This is a genomic window from Coraliomargarita algicola, from assembly GCF_033878955.1.
GTDB classification, from domain to species: Bacteria; Verrucomicrobiota; Verrucomicrobiia; order Opitutales; family Coraliomargaritaceae; genus Thalassobacterium; species Thalassobacterium algicola.
This window is the reverse complement of sequence record NZ_CP138858.1, coordinates 4,180,391-4,199,276: the sequence shown is the minus strand read 5'-3', so window position 1 is coordinate 4,199,276 and position 18,886 is coordinate 4,180,391. Positions and strand designations below refer to the sequence as shown.

The window sequence follows — 18,886 nt, the reverse complement described above, 5'->3', positions numbered from 1 at the left end:
ACTCAGATTTTTATCTAGACACATGCTGACTAAGTCAATACTTCATTCTAAATTACAATTTAGCATATGCCCAATTCCACCATGCAAGTTTCACGCCCCTATATCCGCCCTGAATCCATCCGATCCCTGGACCCCACGCAGAAGATCGACTCAAGCGTGTCGACAACACACATCGTTGAAGGCCTAGCAGAGCATACCGTCACCATTCACTTGAAAGCGAAGAAAAGCCCCGGGCCAGTGCATATCGACTGGTATGTTCCCCTCGTCGACATCGCAGGCAAGTGGCATCCAACCATCGGAAGTGACCGCTCACTCACATCAGGATGGACCCAAACCATACAGAACTATGCAACCTACAGTGCGCCCGTTTACAGCCTCTTCTCCGCACAAAGCGAAAACCGCCACACGTTCGCACTTTCAGACGCCATCAACCCCACGGGCATTCGCGTGCAGGTCGAAGAAGACGATGCTACGATCAACTGCCGGATCGTGCTCTTTGATTCCCCATGGCCGGAAATCGATTCCTACCGCATCACCATCCGAATCGACGAACGCGCACTCCCCTTCCACAAAGCAGTTGCCTCGACTGCCGACTGGTGGGCCAAGATGGATGCCTACACGCCGGCACCAGTCCCCGCGGCAGCCTATGACCCGGTCTACTCTAGCTGGTATAGTTTCCATCAGGAACTGAGCGATCAGGCAATTGAAGAAAACTGCAAGTGGTCGAAGGGCTACAACTGCAAAACCCTGATCCTGGACGATGGCTGGCAAACCGATGATAGCAATAAGGGCTACGACTACTGCGGCGACTGGGAAGTTGCGACCAGCAAGTTTCCCGATTTCAAATCGCATGTCGCCCAGGTCAAGGCAATGGACATGCGCTACATGGTCTGGTTCTCGGTGCCATTTGTGGGCAAGAAAAGCAAGGCATGGCATCGCTTTAGCGACCGGGTGCTCCCGAAAGCATTCAAACCGGCCCCCTGCCTCGATCCACGCTTCGCCGAAGCCAGACAGATGCTCATCAATTGCTACCGCGATGCGCTGATCGATTGGAACATCGATGGCTTCAAACTGGACTTTGTCGACCGCTTTACAGCCGAAGCCGAGGTTCAAAGCACACAGGAAACCGCCGACATGGTCGCCGTCCCCGCGGCAGCCGATCGGCTCTTCACGGACATCATCACCGAACTGCGCGCAATCAAGCCTGACGTCCTCATCGAGTTCCGCCAGGATTACATCGGCCCGGCCATGCGTAAGTATGGCAACATGCTGCGCGCGCACGACTGCCCCAACGATGCCCTCAGCAATTTGGTCCGAACGATCGACCTTCGCTTACTCGCAGGCAACACCGCCGTGCACTCCGACATGGTGATGTGGCACCCGGAGGAAAGCGTCGAACGCGCCGCGCAACAACTCTGGGCCATCCTGTTCTCCGTGCCTCAAATCTCCGTCCGGAAAGGCGTCACCCCTGCGCCCCATGAAGGCATGCTGAAGAACTTCATGTCACTCTGGGTCGAGCGCAAAGAGCTGCTACTGCACGGCGAACTGACACCACTGCAGCCACAAAAGCTCTATCCAGCGGTCCACGCGGAGAATGCTGAGGAACACTTGGTCGCGGTCTACCAAGACGACTATGTCGTTCAACTCCCCGAACTATCCACACCAAAACTCACGCTTATTAACGCAACACAAAAGCCCAAGCTCTATCTGGAGCAGGCGACCCAGAAAAACACTTACCAAGGAACAGTTCACAACTGCCTGGGCGAAACCATGGGGCACATCTCCCTCAAAGATCCAGCAGGCATACGCAAGATCCAGATCCCCGCGTCCGGCTACGCACTATTAAGCCACTAAGCACCCCGAAATACGACAGTATAGAAATCATACTCAATAGAACACTTACCAATCATAGATGATGGCCACCATTCAACCAGGCACACACAACACAGCCGATGTGACTCAACAAGAACAAGCCCCAAAGCCCCGCACACTGGCAGTCGCGCTGGTCGGAGTATCTGGCTACGGAAACGCACACTATAAACTCATAAAGCGGGCCGCCGAGCGAGGCCTTTTCCAACTCAAAGCAGCCACAATCATCAACCAAGCAGAAGAAGCCGAAAAGTGCAGCGAGATCGAATCAATGGGCGGCCGAATTTATGACGACTTCGCACGAATGCTCACTGACTTTAAAGATAAAATCGACCTTTGCTTCATCCCCACAGGCATTCATCACCATGCCGAAATGACCCGCCTTGCGCTCAATGCCGGCGCCAATGTCTATGTCGAAAAACCCGCTGCTGCGACCATCCAACTCGTCAACTCCATGCTCGATGCGGAGGCGAACAGCGATCAATTCGTGGCCGTCGGATTCCAACATGTTTACGATCCGGCAGCACGCTGGGTAAAGCAATCAATACTCGACGGTGCCATCGGTCAAATTCACTCGATTAAGTCACGCGCGCTTTGGCCCCGCAGCAAGTCCTACTATAGCCGCAACAATTGGGCAGGCAAATTACAGTTAGCCAGTGAATGCGTGCTCGACTCCCCATTTAACAATGCACTAGCCCACCCACTCAACCTCATGTGTTTCTTTGCCGGCGAAAAACTGCATAAATCGGCGATGCCACAAACAGTGCAAGCAGAACTCTACCGCGCATACGAAATTGAAAGCCCAGACACAGCCTGCATCCGAATTCAAACAACTAACGGAATCCGCATGCACTTCTACGCAAGTCACAGTTGCCCAAGCAAAGAGAACCCAACGATTGAAATCACTGGCGCATCCGGTACGATTCTCTGGTCAATGGAACGCGCACAACTCCTGAGGAACGGTATCATCGAGGCTGAGATACCATGCGCCAATTTCAAAGACATGCTCGGCATTATCGGCGAATCGATGTTTAAGCGATACAGCGATTCAAGCATATTAACCTGCACTCTGGAAATGGCAAAGGCACATACCCTCTGCGTCAATGCAGCCCACGAATCATCCAGTATCCATACAATTCCGACACAGTATTTGGAAACAATTCCCAGCCCCGAGGGTGAAGAATTCATCAGCATCCAGAACATTCAAAGCATTACCCATCAAGCATATCAGAATGAGCTACTGTTCTCCGAACTAAACATCCCCTGGGCAAAAAGCACCACAGCCTTTCAGCTCTCGAACTACACCAGTTTCCATCTTCCAGTCGAAGGTTGCCATCAAACGCATCTACCTGAACAGTGCGATTACAACAATTGAGGAATCGTATCAGAAGCCCGCAAAAGGCGATCAAAGACAGCCTGCAGCTTCTCCCCCTCGAAATCATCCTGCCAGCCGACAGCTGTCAATGCGACTACCAGCGAGTCCGTTATCTTCAGCAACGTCGAAGCCGCATAAATCGCTGGATGCTGTAAGCCTAAATCAGCGCACACACCGTATTCACGGCAAGCTCGCACGCGCTCCCATACATGCTCACGCGTCTGACGCGGCCAAACTTCCTTTGGAGCCGAATCAAGTCCTAACTCAATCTCCCGATCAGACAGCTGTGATAGCAAAGCCGCCGCCGCGGAACCAACGGCAAGATGGAAACGCGAACCAACGGGCGTTGTAATCGCATTGGGATTTATCGACTCCGCACGCAGGGCCGTGGTCGCATAATGCCCTTCGCGTAATGTCAATTTAACTGACATATTGAGTTCGCTAGCCAAACGCTTCACAGGCGCATCCAACTCTTTGAGACGCATCTCCAAGTCCGAATAACCACGGGCCACATGCGCTAAACCGAACGCAATACTAAGCCCTCCGTTCATGTCCTGACGCAGCCAATTCTTCTCTAATAAGGTACGCACGATCCGGTAACAGGATGCCTGTGGTACCTCCAGAGCATAGGAAAGCTCCTTAACACTTACCGGCTCTTTGCTATCGGCCACATACTGAACGACTGCAATTGCTTTCGACACTGCTGGGTTATTTTTAGAACTCATTCAAGAATTATCACATTTGATAATTAAATTATCAATATTATTTTGACCTAATGACTCCGCCCCACACATTCAACATCCGAAAAAGGAAACAATCATGACTCACCCCCATCACAACAAAGCCCTGAGCGAGGTAGACCCCTCGACCTTAAAAATTACCGACATGCGCTTTGCCGACATCGACGGCGCACCGAAACGTTGCACACTGATCAAGCTTTACACCAACCAAGGTTTGGTCGGCTACGGCGAGGTGCGCGATGCGTCCAGCCGCACCTACGCGGCGATGCTGAAGAGCCGGATCATCGGCGAGAATCCCTGCAATGTGGAGAAGATCTTCCGTCGTATCAAACAATTCGGAGGGCATTCACGTCAGGGTGGCGGCGTGAGTGGCATCGAGCTGGCGTGCTGGGACTTAGCCGGCAAGGCTTGGGGCGTCCCCGTTTGGCAGTTATTAGGAGGTAAATACCGCGATCAAATCCGGATCTATTGCGACACCGACTCCGAAGGTGGCGGGCGCGACATGGGCAAGGCCCTGCGAGCTCGCATGGATCTGGGCTTCACCTATCTCAAAATGGATCTAGGGCTAGAGCTTCTGATTGACCAGCCGGGTTGCCTAAGCGCACCACTTGGTTTTCTGGAGAAGATGAAAGAATACAAGAAAACGGTTTTCAGCACACCGGGCGGCTCCATCGATCCACGCGCGATGCGCGGTGAAGCCTACGATCTGTTTAATACGGCCCACCCCTTCACAGGAATTCATCTCACCGAAAAAGGCTTGGATTATCTGGAACAATACATGGCCGATGTGCGTGCTGAGATTGGCTATGAAATCCCACTGGCCATCGATCACCTCGGGCACATTCCACTGGAAGACTGCATTAAGCTGGCCAAGCGCCTGGAGAAATTCAATCTAGCTTGGATGGAAGATCCCATTCCGTGGCAAATGACCGAGCAATACACACGTCTTGCGAACGCCACCACTGTCCCCATCGGCACCGGTGAAGACATTTACTTAAAGGAAAACTTCATGCCGCTATTCGAGTCCGGCAATCTGGCAATCGTCCACCCCGACGTGCTCTCCACAGGGGGTATTTTGGAAACCAAAAAGATAGGAGATCTGGCCGAGGATTACGGCGTCTCCATGGCGATCCATATGGCGGAAAGCCCCATTGCCTGTATGGCCGCAGTACACGTGGCCGCCGCCACCCGCAACTTCATCGCGCTGGAAGTACACTCGGTCGACATCCCCTGGTGGGAAGATTTAGCCCTCGGCCTGCCCAAACCTCTCATCAACAACGGATACATCCAAGTACCAACGACTCCCGGCCTAGGGATCGAAGCGCTCAACGAGGAGCTCATTGCCGAAAAGCTTCACCCCGACTTCCCCGAAGCATGGGCCCCGACCAACGAGTGGGACAAAGAATGGGCCAACGATCGTCAATGGAGCTAATGCTCCAAAGCGCTCTGTCATTACATATTGAATACAAACATGAAACTCGCCAAGCAATTTGATTTAAGTGGACGCAGTGCTTTAGTCACAGGCTCCACCCGCGGCATTGGTCGCGCCATCGCCTTGGCATTGGCCGAGGCGGGAGCCAACATCGCACTCCACGGCACAAGCGACTCTGAGCGCGTGCAAAAGGTCCGCGACGAAGTGCTCGCCCACGGAGTCCAATGCACCGTGGTTCTAAAGAATTTGGCTGACGATGACGCGGCAGACTATCTTCACGCGCAAGTCAATGAAGCCTTCGGTCAGCTCGACATCCTTGTGACTAACGCCTCCGTACAGTTGCCCAAACCATGGCTCGAAGGCAATCGCCAGGACTTTGAGTTGCAGGTCAATGTCAACCTACGCTGCACCTATGAGCTAATCCAGCGCGTAGCCCCAGACATGGTAGAACGTGGCTGGGGGCGCATCCTCACTGTCGGCAGCGTACAAGAGAGCAAACCGCATCCGGACATGCTGATCTACGCCGCAACGAAATGCGCGCAAACCAGCTTAGCACAGAATCTAGCAAAACAACTCGGCCCCTCTGGCGTCACTGTCAACAACCTCGCTCCCGGGGTGATCGGAACAGACCGCAACATCCCTCGCCTCGCCGATGAAAACTATAAGCAATTCGTGCTGGGAAAAATCCCGGTCGGCCGCATCGGGACTCCCGAAGATTGCGCCGCTACCGCACTTCTGCTCTGCAGCAATGCAGGTGCCTACATCACCGGCCAAAATATCTACGTCGATGGCGGAATGAGCCTGTAACAACAATTCAACTACATATAAAAAATAAGAAAATTATGAGTAAGCAAATGCAAGTCGATAAGCTCAAACAAATCCGCGATAACGTGGAAAAAATAGAGCTCAGCATCCCACTCGAAGAGCTCTGCGAGCGCTACGAAAAACTCTACACAGGAGCCGTCAACGACGTCCTACGTGAAATGTGCCTGCCCTACCAAGCCCTGCCTTCCAGCATTATGCCACTGCGCGATGAAATGGTCGTCTGTGGCGAAGCCTTCACAGTCAAGGCAGTCAAAGATCCCACGATGAGTGGCGAAATGGAACTGCGCGTAGAAATGCTCGACGACCTTCGTCCCGGCCACGTTGTCATTTGGAATGCCAACGCCAATGGCATCGAACAGCCCTCTCATTGGGGCGGAGTCATGACTCAAGCCTCTATGAAACGTGGCTGCCGTGGTGCCATCATCGACGGCGGCATTCGGGACACCAAAGACATCCTTAGTCAGAATTTCCCCATCTGGTATCGCTATCGCACCAGTTCCGGAGCGCTCTCTCACACGAAGGTGGTCGCCTATCAAGTCCCCATTTTTGTAGGCGAAGTCATCGTCAGACCAGGCGACATCCTCCTCGCTGACATCGACGGCGGCCTCGTCATCCCTCGCAAGATCGCAGTCGCGGTCTTGGAACGTGCCGAACAAATCGAGCGCAACGAAGGCGAGATCAAAGAATGGGTCGCAGCCGGCCTCACAGCCGAAGAAATTCATGACCGCGGAGGCTACTTTTGATGTAAACACTCCACCCAAAGTCTCGAAAAGAAAAGCAAGTCTCGCAAAGCGCGAGACTTGCTCACCTTATCAACGGCCAGTTGAACATCTTGGCAGACTCCATGCCTTCCTGGCCTGTAATATGGATTTCATTAAATTCTGCATAAAAATACGTCTGGGATGGCAAACAAGGCGCATCCGGCGTGTAGTATCGGTCAAATACGATACCTATCGGCAGAAATTTGCTAAGTAACACCGCCCCCCACCCTGAGTTAACCACTCCGAAGATAAGGACAATCTACTCAACTTCACACCGAACAAACTTCTCGTTCTTAACGAGAACATCGTCTCCCCAACATAAGTAAACATAAGCTACCAAAAATGAATGCGTAAGTCCTGGGCTCAGGGATCGCGGTGGTATTGATCGAAAAATTACTGATGCTCATAATCGCAGAGCTACCTCCAAAATCCTCATTCCACGCATCTCCACGAAATGCAAAATAAATCGTATCGAATTCAGTCGCACCAAGCGGGATTATATCATTCTGAACCGTTCGTGTCGTCGATGAGAGCGACGGACTAGAAAAAGATAAATCATACGTATCCAAAGCAGTTCGTTCCACGACTAAGGTCGCGGTATGCGTATCCGTAGCAAAAGCCGCGTCGGTGCTATATTTACCAAGATTTCCATCGTCTCCTTCTCGAAATTGCATACCGTTTGCTGTCGTCACAGGATCCAACTGAACGCCATAGTCGTAACCGAGCGGAACAGCCCCTGATCCATCACTATCAACAAAACCAAAATCGAACGAACTCTCAGTATCTACGAGGGAATTATCCAGCGCGAAACTAAAGCTCACAGTCATCGTGTCGCCAATTTCGATGAAGTAAACCGCTGGAAGCTCGGCATACACATAGGAGTTTTTGGACGTTACAATGTCTAACGTGCTCGCACTGAAATTACTTTCAGAGCTGCCACTCAAATAGGTAAAATCCAAATCTCCCACTTGAGTCACGACTGGGATGGCATCTAAATAGACACCAGTATTAAAACAGAAAAATAGAGTGAGCGCGCTTTTATTCATACTATGGGAAGTTTTCGGGGAATAGAGACAATAAGTAGTATTTCTACCCCAAGCATATGAAATAGCCGCCCCGAAGAACAAATACTAATTAATGTAACCTTATCCACAGATCGATCAATCATCCTTGATATCGCCCGCCCCCAATATATTCACTCTCAACGCACGGTCATTATTCCATTAGCTTCAAGGAGCGTTTTAGCTTCAAATTCCATCTGTTTCAACTGACGCGAATTGCTGAGGTCTTCGATCAAGTTTCTAGTTTCTAATGGATCTAAGACATAATCATAAAGTTCGCGCGCATAGACAGGCCCATCCCCTTTTTTACCTGGGCCAGTAGCAATACGCCACTCCGTATAACGAAATCTGTGACTTCTAAAGCTATATCCGACCAAATCATGCCTCCCAGCCTTCCGAGCATACTGGCTCATCGCCACATTGCGCACTCGGCCCTCAGGCTCGTCCAATAAGGATGACAAGCTGATACCTTCTAAAACTTCCGGGTGTTCCAAGCCGGCCAGGTCGCAGAGAGTCGGAAACAGATCAGTGAACTCGGTGGGGGATTGCACAAAGCTGCCTCGCTGTTGCTGCTCGGGTGCTACGAGAATCAATGGAGAGCGGGTCGCTTGTTCGTAAACGGAGTGCTTGCACCACATTGAATGATCCCCCAAGTGCCAGCCATGGTCTCCCCAAAGCACAATAATTGTGTTATCGGCCTCACCGGAGGCTTCGAGCGCATCGAGCAATTTACCGATTTGAGCATCGATGTAACTGACACAGGCATGATAGCCATGAATCAGTTCTAGCTGCAGATCATCGGGAAACGTCCCCTGACGCGGCACGTCATATTTCCCACGAATTTCATAACCAGGTTGCAGGGTAAACTCTGGCGTGCCTGCGGGAGCAGTTTGATAAGCCGCCACATTGAACTGATCCCGCTCATAGAGATCCCAATACTTTTTTGGAGCAACAAAAGGCAGGTGCGGTTTATGAAACCCCACGGCGAGGAAATAAGGTTTATCAGCTCCAGCAAGTTTATCAATCCATTCGACCGCAGCCTCAGCCATTGCTCCATCGCTGTAGGCATTGTCCGGCACCGCTTCACTTCCCTCAACGGGCGGTATGCCTTTGATATTCCACTCAGGTATTGCTTTACCATTGGCATCTTTCTGCGAGCGAAACCACTCGATCGTCTTCGTATTAACGAACCCTGCCGCTGACTCGACCTTACCGTAGTGATACATGAATGGCACCGACCACGATGGTCGATCCTGATACTGACGACCATCCACACAGCGAGGATCAAATATCTTCCCCATCCCGACCGTTTCATAACCGTTGTTTTTAAAATGTTGTGGCAATGTCAGAATGTCGGGATGGATATCACGCATCTTCGTTTTCAAATCGTAAACCTGAGTCGTATCTGGCCGCAATCCTGTCAGTAAACTAGCCCGTGAAGGTCCACAGACCGCCACTTGGCAATGGTTGTTCAAAAAAGTTGTCCCTCGTGCGGCTAAGCGATCTATCTGGGGAGTCAATATCGTGCGATCCCCATACGCTCCGATCATCGGCTTCAAATCGTCGACTGCAATGAAAAGAACGTTAGGCGCTAATTGGGCCGCCTCAAGCGCTATTTGAGGAATGTAAATTGTAGCGCTTGCTAACAGTATTGAGAGGTATGACTTAATTGACATAATAAGGCATGAATAGAATCAGTTTTGTGTTACATCGAACTGGATCCTCTTAAGAGATAAAATCAGTGTCGCACGTTACGCCATTGATTTCGACTAAAAATCACCGAAGCGAGGCTCACGAAGATTGTGTACATCGACATCATATGAATTAAACTGACCGAATGACTTATCGATAGGCATCATAAAACTGCTGTGGCGGATACTGGAGATTCAACAAATGCACTGCCAATATTATCCTTAATAATCACGGTGCCCTTATGCCCTCCGAGATCAACCATCAGTTGATCTTTAAACCCTTTGTGTAAGATATTGTCCTTAATGATCACATCATTCAAACCTCCGATCACGATCCCCCATTCTGGCGAGTTCCCATCACTCTCAGTCGATTTTGGGTCGTCCTCAGACACCTCACACACGTTGCTGCTAATGACAACGCCTTCAGCGTTCATACAGCGAATATGAGACGAGTCATACGGCTGATCACCGCAACGCTGCGGCTTCCCGTTACGATACAGGATGTTTCCCGTAACTGTAATTTGTGATGCGGGGACACCCGATCTGTCCATCAACTCGATTGCAGGCCCGCCGTGACGATCAAAGAAGTTTCCAGTTATGTTGTAGTGATCGCCTCCATGGATTTCGATGCCCGCGGTAAAATTCCACTCCAAACGATTCGCAGTAAAAGTAACAGAAGCATTCTCTTCGTAGGCTCCAAAGCCTGCGCGTTCGTTACCGGTGAGCCAATTATCCATAATAAAACCGTCCCAACCCCGCAACCAAACACCATCCCCGCCGCAGTGCGATATCATGCAGTGCCGAATGCTGAAACACCATGCTCGATGCAAATAAACACCATTCCCTGAAAATCCATTCACACGGCAACGCTCAATCGTGAGTGAGTTCTCCGCGCCATTCGCCCCATAGTCTTCTTGGTCTAATGCAATACCATGAACGCCGTCCCCGCCCCGATGGCCCTCCAACGAGAGACCATCCAGATTGACTCCAGAAGTATCTGAAACATCTAACAAGCAACTCGCTTGTGCGTCGTTTAGCTCAAGCACCGAACCACCAACATCACGAAAGCCCCATGACGGGTGTCCAACAATCCCACAATACGAAGGCACTCGCAGTCTTGATGTTCGATAACGTCCTTCGGGAATCAGCACCGAACAACGAAGTTCGCCGGCGGCATCGAGTGCTTGCTGAATCGCAGCGGTATTATCCGTTTTGCCGTCCCCGACGGCTCCATAGTCCAAAATATTGATCATTGATTGAGATTGGGGTGGTTAAAATATAAAGAAACAGTCGATCAAGCCAGCTTGGCCTCGAACAGTTAGATTATTGAGTAGTCACCATACAAAAGCGTTTATGCAGCAGATCCAATCCCGTGGCCCTGTAACAATATCCACAAAGCTATGAATATTGTTACATCGTAAATGAATTGTGCCATTAACTCTGCGACCAGATAATGAAAATAATCCTTAACGGACTGAATACCAGCAATGAACTTCTTAAAGCCCCCCCTCCTCGCAGTAGTTGCCATCGCACTTAGCACCCAATTCTCACAAGCTCAATGGCTGACAAAAACCGATTTTAAACCCCTCGAAGGCGGCAATCTAGAACTTCACATCGCCAATCCCGATGGCCATAGCGCCAATGATCAACGCCCCGTCATTATCTTCTTTTTTGGAGGCGGCTGGAAATTTGGTAAACCGGGTCAATTTTACCCCTTCATTCAGGAACTCTCTAAAGAAGGAATCGTTGCGATTTCTGCCCAATACCGTACCTAAACTCAGCCACGAGACCAGCCCAGTCGAAAGTGTCAAAGACGGAAAATCAGCCATACGATACATTCGAGAGCACGCGTCAGAATTAGGCATCGACCCCAAGCGAATTGTCGCCGGCGGTGGCTCTGCCGGTGCACATGTCGCGGCTTGCACTGCAATTGGCTTCGCACCAGAAGAAACAGGAGAGAACCTCAATATCAGCTCTCGTCCACAGGCCCTCGTATTGTTAAATCCTGTTTTGAACGTGGGACCTGATGGCTACGCTCATGGCTATGTTACACGCTTCATCGCCGAGTGGGAAAAGCTCTCTCCTTTCCATAGCGCTGACGACACATTTCCGCCGACTTTGATCGAGGTAGGAACGCTCGATAAAATCCTACCAATCCACATGGCTAAAGCATTTGAACAAAAAATGATTGCAGCGGGCAATCACTGTGAGATCAAATTCTTCGAAGGTGCCGATCATGGTTTTTTCAACAAGCCAGAGTATCGGCCAGAAATCATAGAGGATATTAAGCATTTCCTGCGCTCGTTGAACTATATTGAATAATCGACCGCCCTTGACTTGCCACCTGCTTCACCCCAAAAAAGAGCAGTCAACCATGTCGAATCATATTACCCTCCGCGATATTGCAAAAGAATCAGGCGTCAGCCTGGCGACCGTATCACGTGCCCTAAGAGATGACCCGCGCACCGCGAAAGCGACCAAGAAGAAAGTTAAAGACGTCGCAGACCGATTAGGCTATCGCCCCGACCCAGCGCTGCAGGTTTTAATCGAAAGGCGCTGGCATGGTCGACGTATGAATGAGGGAATGAATATCGCTTACGTTTATAATGGAAAAGGTATCAACGCAGAAAGCTGCAAAATCGAATACCGTCGTTTTCGAGAAACTGCTCAAAAACTCGGCTACACACTCATTGCAGAAGATTTAAGCAAATACCCCAATGTGGAGAAAGTCATCAAACGCATGGAAACTAAAGGTGTGACTGGTGTCGTTTTTACAGTCATGGCAGATGCCCCTTACCCGATCGATACAATTAACGAACGCTTTGCATCCGTGAGTGTGAACGTATCGAGCTGGAAGCCCGAGTGCCCCGTCGTCATGCACGATGAATTTCAAGGAGTCGAGCGCGCCTGGCATCGGCTGAACCAACTGGGCTATCAACGCATCGGCACACTCTTACAGGACTATCCTCAATCCTACTCAATGGACCAACGCCTCGGCGCTGTGTTCTGCCGGCAGCACTACGTTCAGCCCACGAAAAACCGTATCCCTTTTCATCTACACCCCAAAGAGGCTCAGCCTAATGACAAAAAAATCCGCACATGGATCGAACGTCACAAGCCACAGGTCATTCTTGGTGATGACCACGAGGAACTAGGCCTGTTGCAATCGATGGGATACAAAATACCTGAAGACTTTGCCTTTGCCACGATTAACATGTGGAATACTGACTTGGTCGGCGAGATCGCAGGCTACTTTCGAGATAACGTTAACCTGTTTGAGCGAGCGCTCAAGTTGATCAATATGATGGTTCGATCAGGAAACACGGGATCCGATCAAGGCGACCTCATCGAAATGGTCAAAGGCAACTGGGTCGATGGAGCAAGCTTACCCGATCTGAACGACAAGGAAAATTCATCATAAAATGATGTTTCTCATATACCAGTGTCGCAGATCATCATTAAGTGTATAAATAAAATAAATTCCGCGCACACTAGACCGCATACTCCACACGCGACGGTAAACAAGCTTGAAGCCCTCATCCTCCTTCAATGCAAGTGCAACGGGCAGTCTATTTTTCTCGATCCCACTGATATCGAGCTCCACTGCCCCCATCGAATACAATGGATAAATTTCACCGTCTGCATTCAACACTACTGGCTCATTCGAAAGATTAAAAACTTTGATCGTTCCCGTCGCCAAATTTTCGGGTGACGTATCGACTGCAAACAGTTTAAATGGACGCTCGGCATCCGTAGTTGGCAGCATCACAACAAGAGCCGACCTCCAGCTGCCATTCACATTCACACGAAACGCACGCCGATACTCAAGCTCCCCCTCTGCGTTGACCTCTTGAGTAAAAAAATCAAACGCTTCATCACCACTATATACATAATTGGATGACATCTGATTAACTAAAAATTCAACCAGAATGTGGTTCGAACCATCATAATAATAGAGATCTGGAAGCTCAGGAATGAGAGGTCCATCGTCCTCAGCCGCTCTAGCACTACGTTGTGATTGAGCCGCGAATACCATGGTCTTAAATTCAAGCCCAAGCGCAGCCTCATCCGCAACGTCTCGCTGACCAACTGCGATGTGCGAAGTCGCTAGCAATGTAAGGATGCCCAAGCTGCAAAAAATTATATTGAAGTATCTAGCCATTGAAAATCGATGATGCGGAAACCCCTGCCAAAGGTTTGATTCACAGCGGAGACAGTATCCAAACTGGAATGAGGAAAATTACCATGACTATCATCAACAAAGTCAGCAGTTCTTTGAACAGTCACGACACAGCGAGCAATGGCATCAATGTGCCCGGTTACAGAGTTCAATGACTCTCCATAGGCATAAATCTTGAATGTATCTGATCGGACGGAGATCAATGCCCCGATCGAATCCAGTAGGTCCAATTGTGTCAGGTATCCTGGGTTTGCAGCCGCTCGATCACCTAGGCTCGCCTCAACATTCAGTTCCCCATAAAAGCGGCTCAAGTCATAGTCATGCAGCTCATAATTAGAATCATTAAAGCGATGGGCCCCGTCGGCGGTATGCTCGTTCACTTCAGATAGATCAATCGCAGCTTGCAAGGCACCGACCATCATCGCCCGCTTTCCCGAATCTCCGGAACTAGCATACGCACTTTCTTTTGAAGAACGATAGTCTGTATCATCCAAAACCCGATTGATGAAATGTGACAATGAAACAAATGGGCCGCGCGCTTTAACCTGATCCACAATTGCCGCCGCGAGTGATTCAATGTCAGCGGATTCTAATGTTAAAAAGCCATTGTAGACCTCATCCGTCAAATGATCCCGTGCCGATGGCGTCGGCCCATTGATCGGCGTGGCGACCCGTAGAAATGCGGTTTTATCATGCCCCTCATATGTAGCGTCCGCATACTCAACACTGACACCCGCAACACTCGAAAGAAAAACCTTCCATGCCTCTACAGAGGTCGAGTTCACATTAAAGCCACCATGAATCATCACACCAGATGCCGAGCTATCAAAATTAAAGACAAAATCATCAGTCGTTGCATAACGGTAATTCAGGCTTTTCGAGACAGTGGGGGCGACATCATAAGCAGAAAAGAAATAGCAATCCCATAAGGCCTCATTCATTAAATACGATGTGTCGTAATGGTAATACCCACTGGTGTTACCGCTCTCACTCGGCCATGTATCCTGGGCAACTTTTCCAGCAGGAATCCGAGGGTCCTGTAGCGAATTGCCGATACTGTAGGCCGGCCACAAATTCTGTATATTATAAGTCTTTAAAGGGTTCTTATAAAATGCGGTGGGGTTGATAAAGGGCTGTGAAAGATTGGCTCCAGATAAATCAGCAATCGATAAAAATGAGCTCTCATCATCTGGTATTTCATAGAGCACCCACCCACTGCCATACACATTGCTAGGATCATCAGAATAACCTAAGTTAATTTCTATTTGCCCAGAGTTGAAAGTATAGTAAGAATGGTTAGCAGGTAACAGATTCGTCACATGATTCATTTCACTATTGCCAAAGTAAGTCGGATTAAAGGCCATATCTGAGCCGTTGTTATTGCCGTAGTTTGCTTGCTCCAAGACACCTTTACTCGACCGATGCGCCCGGGGGTTCGCATTCGCAACATACTTAATATATGGCATCACTTCTCGCTGACTAGTCGTCAGATCATCGTTATTATTCACCTCCGCATAGTTCTGCGCCATTTTCAGGTGCATATATGCACCTGAAGCTGGAAAAGCCCGTGGACTCGCCAACGCTGGATGGCCCGAAATCAATGCTTCGTCCGCATCGGCTGCCGAAATGAGTTGAGATGCGCTCCCTGCCCACTTTACGGGGGCCTGAATGCTGGGGCCAGAACCTGCAACAAAACTATTCTGGCCGCCAACAAACTGAAGCAGAACCTCGTTTTCAACATTTGCTAAACTGCCTTGCGCCAAACGAACTCGCAGGAAATTGGCAGAGTTCATATACAATGCGAAATAGGTGATCTCCGCAGTTCCAGCGAGCACACCATTCATATCCATGGTATCCACCGCATCTTTATAGTAGTAGTAACCTTCAGCATAGCCTGGAGACAGTAATGCAGGTTGAGTTGGATCTGCTGGATAGGCCTGAATATTCTCCCCAGCACTAAATATCAGTGCCTGCCCTGGCTCAATACCACTTGAATTAATTTGAAAGAGATACGGTGCTTCGCTCGTATGAGGAAACAAGGCGCCTTGCTTAAATCCAAGCGTATTGTTGCCACTCACATATGTTGTTGTATCGGCCGCTCCATCGTCGCCATCGAGAAACACTCTTGGCTGTATATTCATAGTCAGCGAATCCTTATTACTCACAATTGTATTATCCGTAATCTTTAAATAGTAATTTTCTGCTGCGATTGGCTTGTTGTATGGATTCCATAAAACAAAAATCGGCATGATACAGAGCCGGGGGCGGTAATGTCCGCCTCCCGCATCATAAAAAATGATATGATGATGCAGCGAAAAATGAGTAATCACTGGATACACCCCAGACTGATCATCTAGTTGCTCCTGAGAGTGAATGGTTCCATCACCCGCAGCTCGATACTGATAATAAGACCGCAACTGTTCCCACATTGGCCCCCCAGGGTCCATTTGATTCGCGGTGCCCCCCATAGGCGCAAACACTTGATCGTCACCATGATAAGCAAGCAATTGACTCCATGACGTGGCATCGCTAAATGCCGCACTCAAATCTTTTTTCAATCCCCCATCACGCACATTCACTGGCAAGGAATAGGCTACACTGGTTAAATCATGTTGATACTTCTGTATGAGCGCTTGATCTACATTCAATGCAGCAGGAATCGAAGCTAAATTAGGCGACCGTGCCAATGCTTCTAAATCTTGCTCCCGTCGATCGGCATCCATCAGATCTCCAAATTCCTTGATCGCGGAAAGTTCCATAACACTCGGATTACGCACATCCAAATTATAGTCCCGATTGCTCGAGCTATCAGGATCGAGCGAGACACTAGCCTTGACGCCTTCGTCTGAAACCCAGAAAGCATAACCTCCAGTATCTGTGTTTTTCCCTGCAATTCGTTCGGTGGGTAAAATGACAGGGTGCTCATCATTGGCACTTAAAACAACTGCACCAGCAGCAATCGTATCGAGGTCGGGATTCGCATAAGCATCCAATAATGTAGATCCACCATCGTTAGCCAAACTCACGAGCCATTTCAGTGCCGTTCGCTCTTTCATCTCCGCAATAGTATCCTCCGAAGCGCTCCCATCTGGCATAGGATCAGTCGACCAAACCCCAGTCCAATAAGGAGCCGTATCTGAAACAATATCAGCCCTAGCGGTAGAACGTTGATCCGCCCCCGCGAACTTCATCAAATCACCCAGTGCCATGTAACTCGCAAGTCTCGCATTTTGCTGGGCCGCTAATTGAGATAGTGAACTTTTCGCAACAGCTGCATCGACAGAAACCAGAGTCGAAATAGAAAGTAGCAATAATAACACAAATGCCATCAATGAGAGCGCAATCACCAGCGCAAAGCCGTCCTCACGCGAGGGCAAAGATGTAATGTGACGATGCAGAGACATAAGGGGTAAAAATAAAGTGTTGGGATTATTATGTAAGGGCCAATTCCTCGGCTGAACTCGCTTAGGACACTTAACAACAATCATTAAGCAGAAGAATTAAGGATTCAAACGCAATACCATGAAACATTATACACACCTACCTGTGAATATTGTTCCACAGCCTAGCGATTGAACTGAAGAGCCAACCCATAAAGACTGTGAAAGATCATGCATCTATATCGTCAAAGCCACAGCAACACGACACTCACACAAAATCTTCGAATTAAGCCCTCTCCCCGTCAGACCAACATGAAATTGCCCCTACTTTTCATTCTCACCATTATTGGAATCAAGCTTTCAGCTGCAGCTCTAGAATACGATGACGCCGCCAACCAGTCCATTCGCGCACGACCATTGTTCAATAAAGCCGATACTAACAACGACTGGAAACTAACAGCTCAAGACGGAGTCGATCCAGCTCAACTCTCGGCACTGGATACGAACAAAGACGGCGTGGTTACCTATCAGGAATATTCAAATAATCTCGATATCCCCTACGAGCCATGGAACGGAGAAGTCCTTCGAAATATCGTTTATAAAAGAAAAGACGGACGCACACTACTCATGGATATCTACCGAAAATCCAGCACACCCAGCACAGCACAACCAGTGCTCTACTTCGTCCATGGTGGTGGCTGGTCCGGCGGCATAAAAGAGCCCAATCAACGAATGTTAGAACTCTTTCAGCGAGCGACTGAATCCGGCTTCAGTTGTGTCGCGGTTAATTACCGCTTAGTCAGAAACTGGGATTTGAATGACCCCGTCATCATGCGTGACTGCGTGATCGACGTAAAGGATGGCCTACGCTTTCTAAAAAAGAACGCAGAAGAACTCCGAGTAAATCCTGACAAAGTCATTGTCATTGGTTTCTCAGCCGGTGGTCACCTCGCGCAAATGCTCAATTACACCGAACCTACTGACTTCAAGGGCGCTACAACTTTAGCAAATTACTCAATAAAACCTGCTGGTGGCATCTCCTGGTATGGTCCCTCCGACTTCACCGAAGACAAACTATTCGAATCCGACGACGCCGTTCATCTAAAATTCAAACCTGGTTCATGGCAAAAACTAGTCGACAAGACCAGCGTCCCCCTCACCTACGCCACTGCGACTCCGCATCAAAAAGATTTACTAAAAGAAGTAAGCCCAACTACATACATTGATGCCAGCGATCCACCGATGTTAGCACTCCACGGAACCATCGATCCAGTAATTTCTTTCCACCACTTAGAGCACTTAAAGGAAGTTGCAAATTCAAAAGGCGCACCAATCCAAACAATCGCAGTCGAAAATGCACCTCATGGATGGTATGGAAAGAACCTTTCACCTCAATGGCCCGACTTGCTCGATCACATGGTCGACTTCATGCAGCGTATAAGGTGAGACAAGAGCCCCAAAAACAGAAGCAAACAGGCTACACCTGCACTGCTTATTGTTCAATGCACCAGCCATGAACCCACTAAACAAAATACACAGACTGCGATCTCAATCGCACAAATCAACCACCAC

The 18,886-nt window shown here is 49.4% G+C and carries 15 protein-coding genes; 9 read left to right on the top strand and 6 right to left on the bottom strand.

Going from position 1 to position 18,886, the window contains the following annotated elements; translation table 11 throughout:
* Positions 1–66: 66 nt before the first annotated feature.
* Positions 67–1,854 (top strand): glycoside hydrolase family 36 protein, encoded by a 1,788-nt coding sequence (locus tag SH580_RS17290; RefSeq protein WP_319832072.1) that lies wholly within the window; start codon positions 67–69, stop codon positions 1,852–1,854.
* Between the two features lie 58 nt (positions 1,855–1,912).
* Positions 1,913–3,244, top strand: coding sequence for a Gfo/Idh/MocA family protein (locus tag SH580_RS17285; protein ID WP_319832071.1), 1,332 nt, complete (start codon positions 1,913–1,915; stop codon positions 3,242–3,244).
* On the opposite strand, the gene SH580_RS17280 is transcribed toward SH580_RS17285, so the two are convergent.
* On the bottom strand, positions 3,232–3,969 hold the full coding sequence (locus tag SH580_RS17280; RefSeq protein ID WP_319832070.1) for an IclR family transcriptional regulator: 738 nt from the start codon (positions 3,967–3,969) through the stop codon (positions 3,232–3,234). The genes SH580_RS17285 and SH580_RS17280 overlap by 13 nt on opposite strands.
* Positions 3,970–4,063: 94 nt before the next feature.
* On the opposite strand from SH580_RS17280, the gene SH580_RS17275 reads away from it, so the two are divergent.
* The 3 genes from SH580_RS17275 to SH580_RS17265 are packed head-to-tail and all read left to right on the top strand — an operon-like array spanning position 4,064 to position 6,984.
* A complete protein-coding gene (locus SH580_RS17275; protein ID WP_319832069.1) occupies positions 4,064–5,416 on the top strand; it encodes a mandelate racemase/muconate lactonizing enzyme family protein in 1,353 nt (450 codons plus the stop codon).
* A 39-nt stretch (positions 5,417–5,455) separates the two neighbouring features.
* The gene (locus tag SH580_RS17270) at positions 5,456–6,223 is read left to right on the top strand and encodes an SDR family NAD(P)-dependent oxidoreductase (RefSeq protein ID WP_319832068.1); all 768 of its coding nucleotides are present in this window, start codon (positions 5,456–5,458) and stop codon (positions 6,221–6,223) included.
* A 35-nt stretch (positions 6,224–6,258) separates the two neighbouring features.
* Entirely contained in the window at positions 6,259–6,984 is a 726-nt protein-coding gene (locus SH580_RS17265; RefSeq protein WP_319832067.1) for an RraA family protein, read from the top strand.
* Positions 6,985–7,295: 311 nt separating this feature from the next.
* Here SH580_RS17265 and SH580_RS17260 read toward each other — a convergent pair whose 3' ends face one another.
* The 3 genes from SH580_RS17260 to SH580_RS17250 all read right to left on the bottom strand — a co-directional run bounded on the left by SH580_RS17260 (position 7,296) and on the right by SH580_RS17250 (position 11,007).
* Complete coding sequence (locus SH580_RS17260; RefSeq protein ID WP_319832066.1) at positions 7,296–8,048, bottom strand: hypothetical protein; 753 nt, start codon at positions 8,046–8,048, stop codon at positions 7,296–7,298.
* 155 nt (positions 8,049–8,203) lie between these two features.
* Positions 8,204–9,739: a sulfatase gene (locus SH580_RS17255; RefSeq protein WP_319832065.1), complete on the bottom strand. Its 1,536-nt coding sequence runs from the start codon at positions 9,737–9,739 to the stop codon at positions 8,204–8,206.
* Between the two features lie 179 nt (positions 9,740–9,918).
* Positions 9,919–11,007 (bottom strand): right-handed parallel beta-helix repeat-containing protein, encoded by a 1,089-nt coding sequence (locus SH580_RS17250; RefSeq protein WP_319832064.1) that lies wholly within the window; start codon positions 11,005–11,007, stop codon positions 9,919–9,921.
* Between the two features lie 234 nt (positions 11,008–11,241).
* Between SH580_RS17250 and SH580_RS17245 the strand changes: the two genes are divergently transcribed.
* The 3 genes from SH580_RS17245 to SH580_RS17235 are packed head-to-tail and all read left to right on the top strand — an operon-like array spanning position 11,242 to position 13,175.
* On the top strand, positions 11,242–11,529 hold the full coding sequence (locus SH580_RS17245) for a hypothetical protein (RefSeq protein WP_319832063.1): 288 nt from the start codon (positions 11,242–11,244) through the stop codon (positions 11,527–11,529).
* Positions 11,501–12,076: an alpha/beta hydrolase gene (locus SH580_RS17240; protein WP_319832062.1), complete on the top strand. Its 576-nt coding sequence runs from the start codon at positions 11,501–11,503 to the stop codon at positions 12,074–12,076. Before SH580_RS17245 ends, SH580_RS17240 begins: the two co-directional genes overlap by 29 nt.
* Positions 12,077–12,128: 52 nt before the next feature.
* Positions 12,129–13,175, top strand: a complete 1,047-nt coding sequence (locus tag SH580_RS17235) for a LacI family DNA-binding transcriptional regulator (protein ID WP_319832061.1) — start codon at positions 12,129–12,131, stop codon at positions 13,173–13,175.
* On the opposite strand, the gene SH580_RS17230 is transcribed toward SH580_RS17235, so the two are convergent.
* Positions 13,170–13,883, bottom strand: a complete 714-nt coding sequence (locus tag SH580_RS17230; protein ID WP_319832060.1) for a hypothetical protein — start codon at positions 13,881–13,883, stop codon at positions 13,170–13,172. The two genes, SH580_RS17235 and SH580_RS17230, sit on opposite strands and share 6 nt — an antisense overlap.
* A gap of 11 nt (positions 13,884–13,894) precedes the next feature.
* Positions 13,895–17,338: a hypothetical protein gene (locus tag SH580_RS17225; protein ID WP_319832059.1), complete on the bottom strand. Its 3,444-nt coding sequence runs from the start codon at positions 17,336–17,338 to the stop codon at positions 13,895–13,897.
* Positions 17,339–17,626: 288 nt separating this feature from the next.
* Here SH580_RS17225 and SH580_RS17220 point away from each other — a divergent pair, with 288 nt between their 5' ends.
* Entirely contained in the window at positions 17,627–18,760 is a 1,134-nt protein-coding gene (locus tag SH580_RS17220; protein ID WP_319832058.1) for an alpha/beta fold hydrolase, read from the top strand.
* The last annotated feature ends 126 nt before the right edge of the window (positions 18,761–18,886 follow it).